The sequence below is a fragment of the Paraburkholderia strydomiana genome (genome assembly GCF_031456815.1).
Classification (GTDB): Bacteria; Pseudomonadota; Gammaproteobacteria; order Burkholderiales; family Burkholderiaceae; genus Paraburkholderia; species Paraburkholderia caledonica.
Map to the genome: position 1 here is coordinate 61,465 of NZ_JAVDVL010000005.1, position 16,416 is coordinate 77,880.

Sequence of the window (16,416 nt, forward strand, 5' to 3'; positions counted from 1 at the left end):
TGCCGTGGCCAGATGCAACCGCAATAACGAGGGACTTTCCAGCGAAGGGCGGCGGCAGTTTCTCGGCTACACGGGCGCCGGGGTGCTCGCGGCCGTGCTGCCCGGCTGCGGCAATGACGAGCTCCATTCGACGCCTTATCAGCAGACCATTGCACTTGGTCAACAGGTGATCCAGCAGGCCGTCAGTGATCCGTCGAATGGCGTCGCCGCGATTTCAGTCGCGATGGTCAAAGGCAACGCGGTGATCTGGCAGCAGGCCTTTGGGTTGGCATCGGTGCCGGGGCAGATCAAGGCGACGCCGCAGACGCGCTTCAACATCGGCTCGGTCAGTAAGTTGTTCCCGGCGCTGGCGGCGACGATCCTCGTCGATCGTGGGCTAATCACGCTCGACACGCCAATCGTCAAATATCTGCCGGCCTTCACGATGCTGTCGCCGCAATACGCGCAGATCACCATGCGTCATCTGCTGTCGCATGCATCCGGTCTGCCCGGCACGAATGGGCGCAATCTCTTCACGTTCGAGCCGGTTGCCGGCTACGCCGCCGACACGCAAGCCGAACTCGCCAACTCGCACCTGAAGCATTTGCCCGGTGAACTGGCCGTGTATTGCAACGACGGCTTCACGATGGTCGAGCAGGTCGTGCTCGCCGTGACGGGGCAGAGCTTCGTGAACTTCGTCCAGTCGGAGATTCTCGCGCCGCTCAAGATGGCGAACTCCAGCTATCTGACGAGCGTGCCTTCCAGCGGATCGTTCTCGCTGCCCGACGTGAACGGCACGCAGCGCCAGGAATTCGTCAATGCGTACGCGACCGGAGGACTAAGCTCCACGCCCGTCGACATGATGAACCTCGCGCAGATGATCTACGGCGGCGGCATGTTCGAAGGGCGGCGCATCGTCTCCGCGGCGGGTATCGCGGAGATGGGCGCGGACCAGACGAAAAGCCTGACGATAAACCCATCGCCCGAATGGCGCTGGGGTCTAGGCTGGGACACCGTGGTGCAGCCGGCGCTTAACGCTGCAGGCGTGCTCGGGTGGGAAAAAGACGGCGGCACTGCGTTCTATTCGACCGAATTTTTCGTCGTGCCCAACTCGCATTTCGCGCTGCTCGTGACCGGCAATGCGGGATACGACGCTCGCGGGATTGCTGAAACGCTGGTGCTGTCGGCGTTGAAAGAAGACGGCACGATTTCGTCGCTGCCGGCGAGGATCAGTACAACGCCCCCGCCGGTTGCATCGGGGCCGGGCATTGCGAGCGGCGCGGGCATCTACGGCAATTCGGATTCGCCGTATCAGGTGCTTGCCAACGCGGACGGTAGTCTGCAGATCAACCAGTGGGACGCCCACACGCGAGGCTGGGCGCAGATTGGCGCATACCGGTATCGCAGCGACGGTTGGTGGGCAAGCGATACCGACACGGCGTCATATCGCTTCGCAGTCGTGTCGGGCAGCGACAGCGGGGGAAATGCGTTCAACTATCGCTATCTGATGAAGCGCGTCGTGCCGGGCGCGGGCTATGCCTATCTGACGTTGCCGGTCGGTCAGCAAATGACACCGCTGGCGGCGCTCGACAGCGCGTGGCAGCAACGCGTGGGTACGCAATGGACGTTGACCAACGATTCGCCGAGCGCTGTGCCGATCGTCGTTCTTGGCAATCCGCCGGGATTTTTCGCGACACTGAACGAACTTCCGGGCTACGTGCTATACGGCAACGAAGACCTTCGCTACCAGCTATTCGTGCCGTTGAGCGACACGCTCGGTGGCATGTCGGTCAAGGTGCCGGGCAATTTCGGGCGCGACCTCTACGAGATCCGTTTCGCGTCGACCAGTGCGACGACGCTGACAATCGGCAGTTCGATTTACGCGCGGATCTGAAGGTAAAGCCTTTCATGCCGCCGTGTCGCGCGAGTTTCCGCTAACGGTACCTGCGTTCGAAGAGCACATTAACGTTCGCAGTACTGCCATTCAATTCGAGGCAACGGGCTTTGGAAACGCGCTCACCGTCGCAATTCGCCAGGCCCTTTTCCTGTCCACCGCTTCAAGGCGCGGCGAAAGTTTGCGGCGTCGCTGAAGCCTAGAAGCATCGCGACATCTTCGGTGCTCATTCTTGTCGACTGCAGGTATTCGATAGCGAGCGAGCAGCGCACATCGTCGACGATTGCCACGAACGAGGTTCCCTCTGTTTCAAGGTGGCGCCGCAAGGTCCGGCTCGTAAGATTCAGCCTTGTCGCCACTTCCTCCATGCCTGGAAAAACACCGGGCGTGCTCATCAGAATCTGGTACACCTCGCCGGATGTGCCCACCGAGGTCTTCGCCTGCCCGATCAGGCGATCGCACGTTTCCTGCAGCAGTGTTGCCGTGAGCTTGTGCGCGAGTTGCGGCTTCTGGTTCAGAATCGCGCTGTCGTAGATGAGCTCGCACTGCGGCGCGTCGAAAAAGCACGGACAGCCGAGGTACTGCGAATAGATACCGGCATGCGGCGGAGCAGGGTATGAGAAACAGGCCTTGAGCGGCGGGCAGCTATGGCCGGCCACGTCCTGCAGATGGGTGACATGCTGCGTGAACTGCTGCTCGATGATGAACTCGCGCAGTTCGCGCGACGGGCTCGAAACGAACGCGTCCGGAAACGACCAGACAGCCTTGTCCGGATACTCCGTCCAGTCGATCGTCACCGTGGGTGTTGCGAGGCGATGGTACTTCACGCCGAGACGGAAGTAATCGCGCAACGACAGGCACGACATCAACGCATAGCCGTACATGCCGTACGCCGACAGGTGCAGACGCGAGCCGACCTTGAACGGCGTCGCCGGGTCGCGCGAGAGCAGCACCGCGTTGCGGGCCACCACTGCATATTGACGCACCGAGGTCATCACGGACGCGTCGTTGAGTTGATCCACTGTCAGGCCGCTTCCCTTCAGACTGGTTTCGGCCGCAATGCCTTGCTCCGCGAGGACTTCGACCAGCGCGGCGATTTTGTACGGCGCGTAGATACGCTCGTTAAGCAATGGGCGGGTCGATGCCAAAGAAAGCTCCGCAAATTGTCCTCGGGGGACATCTCCATGTCCGGAAATGACCTTACCACTGCGATCGTATCGAAATAAGATTGACTACACAAGACGATGCGCCCGCACAGCGGTCGCGGCATCTGCAGACAATGGGGACAACGTGGACGCGTGATCCGGTCGGGTACGACAGTGCGCCGGATCATCTCCGCAATCGAGGATATTTCAATGAGCGACACCAGCCGAAAGGTCATCATTTCATGCGCCATCACGGGGGCAACGCATGTCCCGTCGATGTCCGAATTCTTGCCGATCACGCCAGAGCAAATCAGGGATCAGGCGATCGAAGCGGCTCAGGCGGGCGCCGCGATCATCCACTTGCATGCTCGCGATCCGGTTGACGGCCGCCCGACACCGAGTCCGGAAATCTTCAAGGCCTTCGTCCCCGCGATCGCCGAAGCGACCGACGCCGTCATCAACATCACGACAGGCGGCAGCACGCGTATGACGCTCGAAGAACGTCTTGCGTATCCTCGACTGGCGAGACCTGAGATGTGTTCGCTCAATATGGGCTCGATGAACTTTTCGATCCATCCGGTCGCCGCAAAAATCTCATCGTGGCGCTACGGCTGGGAGAAGGACTACATCGAAGGAATGGAAGACATGATCTTCCGCAACACCTTCAGGGACATCCGAAACATTCTTCTGGAACTGGGCGAAAGCGGCACGCGTTTCGAATTCGAATGCTACGACGTGGGCCACCTCTATAACCTCGCGCATTTCGTCGATCAGGGCCTCGTTAAACCGCCGTTTTTCATTCAATCGGTGTTCGGGATTTTGGGCGGTCTGGGCGCCGACCCTGAAAACATGCTGCTGATGCGTTCGACGGCAGACCGGCTGTTCGGCCGGGAGAATTATCACTTCTCGGTGCTCGGCGCAGGTCGGCATCAAATGCCGCTCGTGACCATGAGCGCGATCATGGGCGGCAATGTGCGCGTGGGTCTGGAAGACAGTGTGTATCTCGCGAAGGGCGTGAAGGCGGAGACCAACGCGCAACAGGTCCGCAAAATCCGGCGCATTCTGGAAGAGCTGTCTCTGGAAATCGCCACGCCCGCCGACGCGCGAAAAATGCTGGGCCTCAAGGGCGCCGATCAGGTCAATCTGTAGCCGCTCTGTACCTGCTACGGGACTCATCACCCGATGAGTCCTGGTTTGCCTCGCAACAACAAAAAAATAGAGCTGTTTCATATATTGGAGACAACGTTATGGATACCGCTTCCGCCGATCAGCGGGTCGGACAGTTGCATCGCATCGCCACGCGCAAAGCAATGGCCAGACTCATCCCGTTGTTGTGCGCCGTCTACTTCATGTCCTTCCTCGATCGCACCAACGTGGCGCTCGCAAAGCTTCAGCTTGCGGCGGATGTGGGCATCAGCGCCGCCGCATATGGTTTCGGCTCGGGCATTTTCTTTCTCGGCTATGCATTGCTCGAAGTTCCGAGCAACCTCGCAGCCCACAAGGTCGGGCCGCGCCGCTGGATCGCACGCATCGCGGTGACGTGGGGCATTCTGTCGACGGCCATGATGTTCGTGCAGGGAACATCCTCGTTCTACGTGTTGCGTGTTCTGCTGGGCATTGCGGAAGCGGGCCTTTTCCCCGCGCTGATGTATATGGTGACGCTCTGGTTCGCACCTCACGACAGGCCTGTCGTGGTCGGCTGGATCTACATTGCGCCGGCGCTCGCGCTCATGCTCGGCAATCCGCTGGGCGGCGCGCTGATGCAACTCGACGGCTTCGGCGGCCTGCACGGCTGGCAATGGATGTTCATGCTCGAAGGCATTCCGAGCGTGATCGTCGGCATCGTATTGTTCTTCAAGATGCCCGAACGGCCGCGCGACGCACGATGGCTCTCGGCGGCCGAGCGCGATGTGCTTGAGACGCATGCGGTGATCGACGGGCACGGCCGCGCCGACTATTCGTCTGCGAACTGGATCGCCGCTCTGAAACGGCCGACGACGGTGCTGATCGGCCTCATCTACTTTCTGAATCAGGTCGCGTTCGTCGGACTGTATTTCTTTACGCCCGCCATCGTTCACCAGATGCATGTCGATTCGTCGCTCGTGGTAGGTTTTCTCTCGGCGAGCGTCGGTCTCGGCTTTCTGCTTGGCGTGCTGGTTCTTCCGCGTATTCACCGCCGCACGGATCGCGACTGTGTGTTTCTCGGTATCCTGACCGCAGGGCTTATCCTCGGTGCTTGTGCGTACCTTGCAGTGACGAATCCCGCCGCGCGCATTGCGCTGCTCACGGTGACCGCGTTCTTCGCGGGCGGTGTGCTGCCTTCTTACTGGGCGATCGCGATGAAGCGTCTGCAAGGCATTCAGGCAGCCGCCGGCCTTGCGTTCGTCAACACGATCGGTTTGATTGGCGGCTTTGTGGGACCGTATCTGTTCGGTATTGCAGAAACATCCTCCGGTCGAAGCGATGCGGGTTTCACGGTGATACTGATTGCCGGGGTGCTCGGTCTCGCACTGGTTCCTGTGCTGGCGCGAGCAATGCGCAGCGAGGCCGGTGTGCTTGCGTCGTCGGGGCCGGCTGCACAGATGAAACCATAGCGGGCATGTTAGTGCCTGGCTTTTACAGTAAGGATATTCAACGATGAAGCTGAACGAAAAAGTCGCGATTATCACCGGCGCGGGGCAGGGGATCGGCGCGGCAACGGCATTGAAGTTCGCACGCGAAGGGGCGGTCGTGATCGCGTGCGACATGAATCTCGATGCGGTGGCGACGGTCGCGCACCTGTGTCGCGAAGCGGGCGGGAAGGCGGACGCATTTGCCGTCGATGTCACCAATCGCACGCAAGTCGATGAAATGGTCGCCAAAGTGCGCGGCACATATGGGCGCATCGATGTGGTGGTGAACAACGCGGGCATCACGCGCGACGCCCGTTTGCAAAAAATGACGCTGCAGCAATTCGACGACGTCATCGACGTGAACCTTCGCGGCGTTTTCCATACCGCACAGGCCGTTGTCGATACCATGATCGAACAGGGTTCCGGTGTCATCCTGAACGCGAGTTCCGTGGTGGGCGTCTACGGTAACTACGGACAGACGAACTATGCCGCAGCCAAGTTCGGCGTGATCGGCTTCACGAAGACATGGAGTCGCGAGCTGGGTCCGAAAGGCATTCGTGTCAATGCGGTTGCGCCGGGTTTCATCGACACGCCTATTCTCAAGACGATCCCTGAAGATGTATTGACGAAGATGCGCGACCAGGTGCCGCTGCGGCGTCTCGGCAAGCCCGAGGAAATCGCCAGCATCTACGCGTTCCTTGCGAGCGACGAGGCAAGCTATGTCAACGGCGCGGTTATCGAGGCCACCGGAGGACTCACGCTGTGAGCGGCTCTATTAATCACTCTACAAGCCACGCTGCGAGCCGCATAACGAGCCATATCAAGAACATCGGAGAGACACGAGCATGAGCATCATTGATCTTTTGAAGCCGAGGCCCGGGCTGCGGGTATTCGTATCAGCGGGTGCTGCGGGAATCGGCCTGGCGATTGCCGAAGCGTTCATCGAGGCGCAGGCAGAGGTTTATATCTGCGATGTGAACCAGGCCGCCATCGATGAGGCCACGTCGCGGTTCCCCAAACTGCACGCGGGCATCGCCGACGTGTCGAAGCAGGCACAGGTCGATCAGATCATCGACGATGCGCAGCGCAAGCTCGGCGGACTCGATGTTCTCGTCAATAACGCCGGCATAGCGGGACCTACGGGTGCCGTGGAGGAACTCGATCCCGCGCAATGGGAAAGTACTGTCTCCACCAATCTGAACAGTCAGTTCTACTTCTTGCGCAAGGCGGTGCCGGTACTCAAGGAGACATCGGACTGCGCGAGCATCATCGCAATGTCTTCTGTTGCGGGACGCCTTGGGTATCCGTTCCGAACGCCATACGCGTCGACGAAATGGGCGATCGTGGGGCTCGTCAAATCGCTCGCTGCGGAGCTCGGACCGAGCAATGTCCGCGTCAACGCGATCCTGCCCGGCGTGGTGGAAGGCGAACGGATGGACCGCGTGATCTCCGCTCGTGCCGACGCCCTCGGAATCCCGTTTAACGCGATGCGCGAAGAGTATCTGAAGAAGATCTCGCTGCGCCGCATGGTGACTGTCGACGACATCGCGGCAATGGCACTGTTCCTCGCGTCGCCGGCGGGCAGCAATGTGACGGGGCAGGCAATCAGTGTGGATGGCAACGTCGAGTACTTGTGAGGCGATGCCGGTTGGCTACGTGCGGGACGGCGAGGCGGCCGAGCGGTGTCGGACACGCCGACGCGATTACCTTGCTCTCGACGCCGCGTTGGATGGACTCAGCTGCGCCGCCGCCGCGAACATCTGCGTGAACTGATCCAACGCGGGCAGCGTATCGCGGCCGCTGCGCGTGATTCGATAGAACGAAAATTCGACTTCCGGCCGGATCACGTCGATGCGCACCTCGTAGTGACGGCGCGCGTGGTCCCTCCCGGCGCCCGGCGCCCGGCGCTCCCGCCGACTCACGTGTGCAATTTCAGCCCTTTCACCGCTTTGTCGATGGACTTTTTGGACCCATGCAGCGCGAGACCCACGAGGTCCAGGTTCGCCACATCCTGCGCACGAAATGCCTCGCGATTTGCCGCGTCGTGGCCGGTTGAAAACATCGCGTGCACGTAGGGCACGATCGTGAGTTCGCGCGTGACGGCTTGCCGATGCGCAGCTTGCAGCCCGGGAAGATCGGTGGCGAATACCAGCATCGGTTGACCTAGCATGCGGCCATATCGGCGCCCGGCGGCATCCTCGTAAGGCTCGCCCAGCGCGTCCGGTATCGCGGCGGCGACACCCGTCGCGAGAAACGCGGCTACATTGAGTTTTTGCCAGACTGCGAGATCGTCGCGCACGATCAGCGCTACTTTCGTATCGAACATGTTTGCTCCTCGGTGAGGCGCTCATGATCGACGAGCCTGCGCAATCAGTCTGGAACGTTCGTGCACATGCGCCGGTAGGCGGCTGGGGTCATCCGGTACGCACGGCGAAACCAGCGGCCAAGATGGCTTTGATCCGCGAATCCGACTTCCGCGGCAACCTCCGCGGGTGTGCGGCCGATTGCGAGCAGTCTGCGCGCCGCGCGCAGGCGCAGGCGGACCAGATACGCGTGCGGCGACGTGCCGAACGCCTGCTGAAACAGACGCGTCAGCCGGAACCGGTCAATCCCCGCAATATTGGCCAGTTCATCGAGTCCAACGTTGCCGTCCATGTGGTCGTGCAAGAAGTCGCGGACTCGGGCGATTGTGGTTGACATAGCCATGCTATCCGTCATCGGCATATCGCCCAGGTGACCGGCGAGCCGCCTGACGAGGCGATCCAACGTCTGGTCGCGCGCCAGTCGACCTTCGTTGCCGTAGATCGCGAGGAACGCTTGCCGGATTGCGTCGACAAGGCCGCTGTCGTCGACCAGCGTATGCGCGAAAGCCGCGTCGACCCGCTGAAGACCGGGAACGTTCAGGCGGCGCGTCGCGCGTTCGACCCAGGTCTGCGGCAGATACAACATCGCGTAGGTGAACCCGCCTGCTTCCGGCGCATGGCCGTCGTGCAACGCGCCTGGCTCGATCAGGATCGCGCGGCCCGGGACGCTCGTATGCAGCGAGCGGCGGCACCGGAAGCGCTGTACACCTTGTTCCGTGTAGCCGACCAGCATGTCGTCGTGGTCGTGTGGATCGTAGGCGTGGCCGCTGAAATGCGCGCGCAGGCTTTCGATTCCCGTCTCCGGATCGCGCCGCGCCTCTAGCCAGTTGTCAGAACCTGCAGGGGAGAACGCCGCGCTCGTCATTGCTTACCTCGCTCCTTTTGATTGCCCGTTGCTGACCGCAGTGTACGTGGTCAGCATAGGTTTCGCGCCGTCGGCGCGGGCAGTTCCAGCCGGTTAGCGAGATGCGCAGCAGCGCGTTGGGCACGCGCGCCGGGTCGCCGTCTGCTCACATCGATCACACAAATGATTGATTTGCGCAAGTTTCGTGGAAGAAGTACACTGCGATCTGATTGTTTCAATCAAATCAGTGACCAAATCAATCAGGTCGGATCAGACTGGAGACTCGTATGGCCCAAATACACATAAAGCGCGGCATTGAACGCGTACCCGGCGGCATGATGATCGTCCCGTTGCTGCTAGGCGCGCTCGTCGCGACCTTCCTGCCGGGCATGCCGAAATTCTTCGGCTCGTTCACAAACGCGTTGTTCACCGGCGCGCTGCCGATTCTCGCGGTGTTTTACGTCTGCATGGGCGCGAGCATCGACGTCAAAGCCACGCCTTATCTGCTGAAAAAAGGCGGCGCGCTGTTCGTCACCAAGGTTGGCGCCGCGATCGTAATCGGCGTCGTGATGGGGCATTTCCTCGGCGAACAGCCCATTTCGTCGGGACTTTTCGCCGGTCTGTCGACGCTTGCCGTCGTCGCGGCGATGAACGACACCAACGGCGGGCTCTACATGGCGTTGATGGGCCAATACGGCCGCTCGGAAGACGTGGGCGCCTACACCATCATGTCGCTCGAATCCGGCCCCTTCCTGACCATGGTCACGCTCGGCGTCGCCGGTCTGTCGGCGTTCCCGTGGCCTACGCTCGTCGGCAGCATCCTGCCGCTGGTTTTCGGCATGCTGCTGGGTAACCTGGACCGCGAAATGCGCGCGTTCCTCGGCAAAGCCGTACCAGTCATGATTCCATTCTTCGCTCTGGCGCTCGGCGCGAGCCTCGATCTGCACAAGGTGTGGCAGGCCGGCATCCTCGGCATCGGGCTCGGCATTGCGGTTGTGATCGTCACAGGCATTCCGCTTTATCTGGCCGATCGTCTGACGGGCGGCACCGGTGTGGCGGGCGTCGCGGCAGCGAATACCGCAGGTAATGCGGCCGCTGTGCCGGCGCTGATCGCCGCGGCGAACCCGGTCTACTCAGAGGCTGCTAAAAGCGCGACACTGCTCGTGGCCGCGTGTGTCGTGGTGACCGCGATCCTTTCTCCGATCCTCACTGCCGCCGTCGCGAAACGCGTGCAGCTTCGCCGCGAAGCAGGAGAGCTGGCGCGATGAGCATACTGATCATCGCCGACGATCTGTCCGGCGCCGCAGATTGCGCGATCGGCTTTGCAAGCGCCGGCCACCGCACCATCGTGACGCTCGACGTGCCGGCGCATGGGCTCGACGCACAGGCGGCCGACGTGATCGCCGCGGACACCGACACCCGCCGTCTCACGCCAGCCCAGGCCGCGCAACGCAGCGCGGCGGCGTGGCAGACATTGCGCGGTCCGGGCCGGCGTCTGTACAAGAAAATCGACTCGACGCTACGCGGCAACTGGGCGGCCGAGGTCGCCGCGTTGCAGCCGCTAGCCGGCCTCGCGATCGTCGCGCCTGCGTTCCCGGCGACGGGTCGCACGTTGCGCGGCGGCCGCGTGTTCGTGCACGGCGAACCGCTCGAATCGACGGACACCTGGCAGTTCGACAATCCCGGTCGCGCCGCCGACCTGCACGCGATGCTGGCGGAAGCCGGCTTGTCGACCACGCAACTCGAAGTCGACGCGTTGCGCGAAGGTGCTGACACGCTCGCCGCGCAGATCGCGGCCGTGGCAGCGAGCGGCGCGCAGGCACTGGTGGTGGACGCCGAGACAAGGCAGGATTTAGCGACGCTCGCTCAGGTCACGACGCAGATGAGCGAGGCGCTGTTCTGGGTCGGCTCAGGCGGCCTCGCGCGCGAGATCGCGGGCCTCGCCGGTCTGTTCGACGCCCGACCCGCGGCACAGACTCAATGCCCACCGCAATCGCGCGATGAAAACGCGCCGGTGCTGATTCTCGTGGGCAGTCTTTCGGCGGTGTCGGAGCGGCAGTGTGCGATGCTGCGCGAACGTGCGGGCATGGCGGAACTGACCGTACCGCCCGCGATGCTGCGCGACGGAGAGCGTCATCCCGACTGGCCCGCATGGCGGGCACGGATCGGCGAGGTGATCGGGACGCGTGCGGATCTGTTGCTGCGCATCGGCCGCGACGACGCGTTCGATCCCGCCGAAGGCGCGCTGCTGTCCACGGCACTTGCGGCGCTCGTCGAGCCGCACTTCGATGCGCTCGGCGGACTGATCGCAACGGGCGGCGAGACCGCGCGCGCGATGTTGAGTGCCGTCGGCGTCAGCGGTGTGGAACTGATCGCGGAGATCGAACCGGGCGTGGCCATAGGCAAGCCCGTCGAAGCCCGCGCTTCGCAACCGCATTTGCGTATCGTCACGAAGGCGGGCGCCTTCGGCACGGATCACGCGCTGTTCGCCGCGTGGCGCTATCTGCACGAAGCGCCGGCAACGTCGGCGGTCGCGGGAACCGGCTCACACGCTCCAGCCTGAGCGCCGCATCGGCGCAATCAGGCGGGCAGGTTAGGCAGACATCAAGGACCAGGCAAAACATCATGAGCAATTACCTTCCAGTCATCGGCATCACGATGGGCGACGCAGCGGGCGTCGGCCCGGAGATCATCGTCAAGAGCCTTGCGCACGACATCGTCTATAAGCAGTGCCGTCCGCTCGTGATCGGCGACGCGCGAAGGCTGGAGCGCGCAAACGAGATCGTCGGCGGCAACGCCAGGATCCGCCGTATCAAGGAAGCGGCCGAAGCGCACTACGAGCCGGGCACGATCGACTGCATCGACCTCGACCTGATTCCCGCCGACATGCCGTTCGGCCAGTTGTCGGCAGTCGCCGGCGACGCCGCCTATCAGTTCATCGCGCGCGCGGTTCAACTCGCCGAGGCGAAGCAGATCGACGCGATCTGCACGGCGCCGCTGAATAAAGAAGCGCTGCACGCGGGCGGCCACAAGTTTCCCGGCCACACGGAAATGCTCGCTTATCTCACGGGTGTGGACGAGGTGTCGATGATGCTGGTCGCGCCGCAACTGCGCGTGATTCATGTGACCACGCATATCGGCATCATCGACGCGATCCGCAAGATCGAGCCGGGTCTCGTACAACGCACCATCGAACGGGGTAACGCGACGCTCGTGAAGGCCGGCATTGCGAAGCCGCGCATCGGCGTGTGCGGCATCAATCCGCACGCCGGCGAAAACGGCCTGTTCGGTTACGGCGAGGAAGAAGAGAAGATCGTGCCGGCGGTGAAAGTGCTGCAGGAACGCGGGCTCGACGTGACGGGGCCGCTGCCCGCCGACACGCTGTTTTTCCGCGCGGGCCGCGGCGATTTCGACCTGGTGGTCGCGATGTATCACGATCAGGGCCACGGCCCGGTGAAGGTGCTCGGCCTCGAAGCCGGCGTGAACGTGACCGTGGGCCTCGAAGTGATCCGCACGTCGGTCGATCACGGCACAGCATTCGACATTGCGGGCAAGGGCATCGCCGACGAGCGCAGCTTGCTCGAGGCACTTCGCCAGGGCGCGGAACTCGCCACGCGGCGCGGCTGAAGCAGGGCAAATAGCGGGCAGCCGTGGTGTAAGATCGGCAGCCTCTTTTACTGCAGATGACAGCCATGAAAGCGTCCGAGCGCCATCGCGCGATTCTCGATCTCGTTGTGACCGGCGACGCCAACGTCGAACAACTCAGCGCCGCGCTCGGCGTGTCCGAGGCAACGGTCCGGCGCGATCTCACGACGCTTGCGAACCAGCGCCGTCTCGTGCGCACCTATGGCGGCGCGACCGCGCTGATCGGCTCGCATGAGCCGGAGGCGTCGCTGGAGGAACGCAAGGCGACGCAGCGCGAGCAGAAGGAAGCGATTGCGCGGGCGGCTGCCGCGCATGTGCACGACGGCGATACGGTGCTGCTCGACGGCGGCACGACTTGCGCCGCGCTCGCGCGGCATCTCGGCTCGCGCGTCGATCTTCACGTGGTCACCAATAATCTGCTTGCCGTGATGACGCTCGCGAACGCTCCGGGTGTGCATCTGACGCTGATCGGCGGCGACTTGCGCAGTTCGAGCATGAGCACGCTCGGGCCGCTTGCCGAACTTTCGCTGAGCCGTTTGAGCGTCGACAAGGCGTTTCTCGGCGCGGATGGCGTGGTCGCCGAATTCGGGCTGTGCGAAGCCAGCGCGCAGCAAGCGTATCTGAAAGACTGCATCATCCGGCGCGCGGCGCAGGTTCTCGTGCTTGCCGACGCCGACAAACTCGGCCGCTCGCGGCAACAACACTGGACTCCTCTCGAACGCGACTGGCGGCTCATTACATCGAGCGTCGCGGACGAGGCGCTACTCGCGCCGTTCAGAGCGCTCGAACGCGTGGTCGTGGAAACAGCGGATGTGGATAGTTCGCCGCTTGCGGCGACGCCCGTCGAAGCCGCGCTTCGGCGTACGGCCGCTGCCTCGGACTGAAGTACGAATCGCAGTGACGCATGTCGCGCATGGCGTGGGTAGAACAACCAACGAGCATCGCGCGAATCGCCAGGTAGCCTCGCCTACGGCTTTATTCGCCGAGTCGTGCTGATTGGCCCCGGTCGCCGCTTTGTTCGCGCGGCTTGTCGGCGCCCGTATTGGGCGGCGTCGTGGGCGGCGTCGAGCCGGCGCAAGCTTCGAGCGCGACGACTGCCCGCTTCGCAAGCTCGACCGTTTCCTCGCATGCGGCCACGTTTCGGAGCATGCTGCAGCGGCTTCCCCAGCCGAGCTTCGACAACACCGAGCGCAGCTTCGCGAGCGCCGCTGCCGGCGAGCCGTTGTCCGAAATGAGCGAGGCCATGTCGAACGCGCTGCCGCCCGGCGTCGTGATCACTGTCGGACAGCTCGACGCCGCGCCCGCGGTGGAAACGACGAAAGCCAGAGTCAGCCCGACGGTGCCCGTGCGCAAGCCGCCGGGAACGTCGAAATACGTATTCATCGATACGATCATACGAAACTCCCGGTCGGCAGGGTGCGATCCTGGGCAGATCGCACGGTTCAGTGTGGGCGGCGGCTTTTCATTCTGCTCTCACGCGCCGACAGAAAAAAGCACCTCAACGATTTGCATTGAGTTGCACGAGCGCTTTGCGATACTTTCGCCGCGTATAGGACGAAGCGTAAAGCGCGAGGGTTAGGCCGATGCGACCGTCGCGGACATTGCCTTTGCGGATGTACCACTTCAGGAATGCGCCCAAAGGGCTGAACCAGCTTTTGAGCCACAGAACGCGAGCCGGGTCTCTTCTATCCAGCAGGTCGGTTGCGGCGAGGTCCGTGTACAGATCGAGCTTGGTCTTCATCTCACTCGCGGTCTCAAACGTACGATGAACGACCGGCGATTCGATTCGCCCACAGTTCTCGTAACCGGTCAGCGTTTCGTGAACGCTATGGTCGGTGAAACGCAGCGTGGCGCGACGATAGATGCGGATCGGATAGTCCGGAGACGAGATCGGCATCAGCGCGTGAATGACCTTGCCCATGACAACCCAATCGCGCCTGACGGCATACGCTTCGTGATCGAAACCGCGGGCTTTCAGTGCGAGCACTTCGTCGATTAACGCGTCGCTTGCGATTTCGTCGCTATCAAAAAACATCACGGTTTCGTGAAGGCAAAGCCCGTTGGCGAACTGCCGTTGCGTTCGAAAATTATCGAACGGCCGATGCACGATTCGCGCGCCGTGTCTGGCCGCAATCGACAGCGTCGCGTCGGTGCTGCCGCTATCCACGACCAGCAGGTCATCCGCGACACGCTTCGCGGCCGCCAGAACCTTGTCCAGATAACGCTCGCTGTTGTATGTGAGAACGTAGACGGATAGTGGAGTCAAATTGAAACCTGAGTAATAAGTTGGACCGGCTGGCGTTTTACCACCCGGTGCGAGCACGTTGGTCGTCGCGCCGAATCAATTTCGTGCTGAACACGGAATCGTCCGCAGTCTTGCGAACGAGATGGAAGCCAAAGACGCCACGCGGGAACCGTCCTGCACGTTCGCACAGCGTGGCCTGGTGACGAAGCGATACACGCGCATCGCGGTGACTGCGCGAATAGGGGTTGCAGCGGGGTTGCAGCATTCGACCGGCGTGTGATTTTACATTGTTGCGCGGATGTCGACCGGCGATCGCTTCCATCGCCCGCCATGTATCTGGTAATCCGTCGTGCGCTTCGCGTTGTTTTTTCGCGACTTGACGAAGAGCCAGTTGCGCCGACACGCACGTGCCACAAGCTTCTGACGCGCTCAGCGCATGCTTTCATACAAAACACCCGATGTTCATGCCCCGCAAACGTGGCTACGATTCATCAGGCGTCAGCGTTCCCAAACGTTCGGCGTGTGTGTTTGTTCGCCGCAGCTTGTCTGCGGCTTTTTTCTGCGCGTCGATTTTGTCATCGATGCGGCCTCTGTTGTTCCGTGCTCCGCGATCCGCGATCTGTCGTGATCGTTTCCAGCGGCGCAATGCCGTTGTGCGTCAGCGCCGCGGTGCCAATCCTCCCTCTATTAAACCAAGCTCCACCGCGCACTTCGACGCGGTTGTGTCCGATCGTCCAACTAACTATTAAGCGCTCGAAACCCGCAGAGCGTGCGCTAGAGAGCTTCACCGATCATCTCTCTGGTAAACCCGCTTGCACCTTAATTTTGATGCGCCTATATTGCATTACACCATCAACTATTGCGATGCGATAACCCATGAGCAATGACGTGCTGTTCTCGAATCACGGCCGCGTCGCGGTCATCACTCTCAATCGTCCTGAGCGTTTAAACGCGTGGACCACGCCGATGCGCGAAATGATCATCGAGGCGTTGGAGCGCTTTAACAACGACCCCGACGTCGCCGCGATCATCATGACGGGGGCGGGCAACCGGGCGTTCTCGGCGGGCCAGGACCTGTCGGAAGCACATGATTTCGACGGCGAACGCGCGGTGGCGTGGGTCAAGGAATGGCAGCGCTACTACACGGCGCTGCGCAGCCTTGCGAAGCCGCTCGTCATGGCGCTGAACGGCACAGCCGCGGGCTCGGCATTCCAGGTGGCGCTGCTCGGCGATATTCGCGTCGCACATAGAGGTGTGCGCATGGGCCAGCCGGAAATCAATGCGGGCATTGCCAGCACCACCGGCCCCTGGATCATGAACTCGATGCTCGGCATGTCGCGCACCATCGAACTTACGCTGACGGGGCGTCTGATGGACGCGGACGAGTGTCATCGCATCGGCCTCATCCATCATCTGGTCGACGAAGACAAGGTGTTCGACAAGGCGCTGGAAATCGCCACCGAACTCGCCGCGAAGCCGCCGGTCGCGATGCGTCTCGACAAGCAGCGCTTTCGTGAGATGACAGAGCCGGGGTTCGTCGACTGCATCGAAGCGGGGGAGCGCATTCAGCGCGAAGCGTACGACTCGGGCGAACCCGCTCGCATGATGGAAGAGTTCTTCCGTAAGCGCGGAAAGTAGCCGGCCGCGAGCGGGGCCGAATGCGCAGCCCGAGGCCGCCAGAATCGAGTC

At 62.2% G+C, this 16,416-nt stretch carries 16 protein-coding genes; 10 read left to right on the forward strand and 6 right to left on the reverse strand.

Going from position 1 to position 16,416, the window contains the following annotated elements; translation table 11 throughout:
• Positions 1 to 4: 4 nt before the first annotated feature.
• Complete coding sequence (locus J2W46_RS15375; protein ID WP_310354815.1) at positions 5 to 1,873, forward strand: serine hydrolase domain-containing protein; 1,869 nt, start codon at positions 5 to 7, stop codon at positions 1,871 to 1,873.
• Between the two features lie 122 nt (positions 1,874 to 1,995).
• Here J2W46_RS15375 and J2W46_RS15380 read toward each other — a convergent pair whose 3' ends face one another.
• Positions 1,996 to 3,021, reverse strand: coding sequence for an AraC family transcriptional regulator (locus J2W46_RS15380; RefSeq protein ID WP_027804256.1), 1,026 nt, complete (start codon positions 3,019 to 3,021; stop codon positions 1,996 to 1,998).
• Positions 3,022 to 3,228: 207 nt separating this feature from the next.
• Between J2W46_RS15380 and J2W46_RS15385 the strand changes: the two genes are divergently transcribed.
• From J2W46_RS15385 to J2W46_RS15400, 4 genes are all read left to right on the forward strand, one after another.
• The gene (locus J2W46_RS15385) at positions 3,229 to 4,167 is read left to right on the forward strand and encodes a BKACE family enzyme (RefSeq protein ID WP_020065659.1); all 939 of its coding nucleotides are present in this window, start codon (positions 3,229 to 3,231) and stop codon (positions 4,165 to 4,167) included.
• A gap of 98 nt (positions 4,168 to 4,265) precedes the next feature.
• The gene (locus J2W46_RS15390) at positions 4,266 to 5,612 is read left to right on the forward strand and encodes an MFS transporter (protein ID WP_310354818.1); all 1,347 of its coding nucleotides are present in this window, start codon (positions 4,266 to 4,268) and stop codon (positions 5,610 to 5,612) included.
• A gap of 43 nt (positions 5,613 to 5,655) precedes the next feature.
• Positions 5,656 to 6,396 (forward strand): 3-oxoacyl-ACP reductase FabG, encoded by a 741-nt coding sequence (fabG, locus tag J2W46_RS15395; protein WP_310354820.1) that lies wholly within the window; start codon positions 5,656 to 5,658, stop codon positions 6,394 to 6,396.
• Between the two features lie 79 nt (positions 6,397 to 6,475).
• Positions 6,476 to 7,267, forward strand: a complete 792-nt coding sequence (locus J2W46_RS15400; protein ID WP_310354823.1) for an SDR family oxidoreductase — start codon at positions 6,476 to 6,478, stop codon at positions 7,265 to 7,267.
• Positions 7,268 to 7,333: 66 nt separating this feature from the next.
• Here J2W46_RS15400 and J2W46_RS15405 read toward each other — a convergent pair whose 3' ends face one another.
• The 3 genes from J2W46_RS15405 to J2W46_RS15415 are packed head-to-tail and all read right to left on the reverse strand — an operon-like array spanning position 7,334 to position 8,858.
• Positions 7,334 to 7,552: a hypothetical protein gene (locus J2W46_RS15405; protein WP_310354824.1), complete on the reverse strand. Its 219-nt coding sequence runs from the start codon at positions 7,550 to 7,552 to the stop codon at positions 7,334 to 7,336.
• Positions 7,549 to 7,956 carry a DUF2000 domain-containing protein gene (locus tag J2W46_RS15410; RefSeq protein WP_310354826.1) on the reverse strand — a complete coding sequence of 136 codons (408 nt, stop codon included), beginning with the start codon at positions 7,954 to 7,956 and terminating at the stop codon, positions 7,549 to 7,551. The genes J2W46_RS15405 and J2W46_RS15410 overlap by 4 nt, the downstream gene beginning before the upstream one ends.
• A 44-nt stretch (positions 7,957 to 8,000) precedes the next feature.
• Positions 8,001 to 8,858, reverse strand: a complete 858-nt coding sequence (locus tag J2W46_RS15415) for an AraC family transcriptional regulator (RefSeq protein WP_310354829.1) — start codon at positions 8,856 to 8,858, stop codon at positions 8,001 to 8,003.
• Positions 8,859 to 9,124: 266 nt separating this feature from the next.
• Between J2W46_RS15415 and J2W46_RS15420 the strand changes: the two genes are divergently transcribed.
• The 4 genes from J2W46_RS15420 (at position 9,125) to J2W46_RS15435 (ending at position 13,366) form a co-directional block, all read left to right on the forward strand.
• The gene (locus J2W46_RS15420) at positions 9,125 to 10,105 is read left to right on the forward strand and encodes a 2-keto-3-deoxygluconate permease (RefSeq protein ID WP_020065666.1); all 981 of its coding nucleotides are present in this window, start codon (positions 9,125 to 9,127) and stop codon (positions 10,103 to 10,105) included.
• Positions 10,102 to 11,400 (forward strand): four-carbon acid sugar kinase family protein, encoded by a 1,299-nt coding sequence (locus J2W46_RS15425; RefSeq protein ID WP_310354831.1) that lies wholly within the window; start codon positions 10,102 to 10,104, stop codon positions 11,398 to 11,400. Before J2W46_RS15420 ends, J2W46_RS15425 begins: the two co-directional genes overlap by 4 nt.
• 62 nt (positions 11,401 to 11,462) lie before the next feature.
• Positions 11,463 to 12,464, forward strand: a complete 1,002-nt coding sequence (pdxA, locus tag J2W46_RS15430) for a 4-hydroxythreonine-4-phosphate dehydrogenase PdxA (protein ID WP_310354833.1) — start codon at positions 11,463 to 11,465, stop codon at positions 12,462 to 12,464.
• A gap of 65 nt (positions 12,465 to 12,529) precedes the next feature.
• Entirely contained in the window at positions 12,530 to 13,366 is an 837-nt protein-coding gene (locus J2W46_RS15435) for a DeoR/GlpR family DNA-binding transcription regulator (protein ID WP_214875582.1), read from the forward strand.
• A gap of 91 nt (positions 13,367 to 13,457) precedes the next feature.
• On the opposite strand, the gene J2W46_RS15440 is transcribed toward J2W46_RS15435, so the two are convergent.
• Together J2W46_RS15440 and J2W46_RS15445 are read right to left on the reverse strand one after the other, a co-directional pair.
• Complete coding sequence (locus J2W46_RS15440) at positions 13,458 to 13,877, reverse strand: hypothetical protein (RefSeq protein WP_088174675.1); 420 nt, start codon at positions 13,875 to 13,877, stop codon at positions 13,458 to 13,460.
• 103 nt (positions 13,878 to 13,980) lie between these two features.
• Positions 13,981 to 14,748, reverse strand: a complete 768-nt coding sequence (locus J2W46_RS15445; protein WP_204520620.1) for a glycosyltransferase family 2 protein — start codon at positions 14,746 to 14,748, stop codon at positions 13,981 to 13,983.
• 855 nt (positions 14,749 to 15,603) lie between these two features.
• Here J2W46_RS15445 and J2W46_RS15450 point away from each other — a divergent pair.
• On the forward strand, positions 15,604 to 16,365 hold the full coding sequence (locus J2W46_RS15450; protein ID WP_020065673.1) for an enoyl-CoA hydratase/isomerase family protein: 762 nt from the start codon (positions 15,604 to 15,606) through the stop codon (positions 16,363 to 16,365).
• Positions 16,366 to 16,416: the final 51 nt, after the last annotated feature.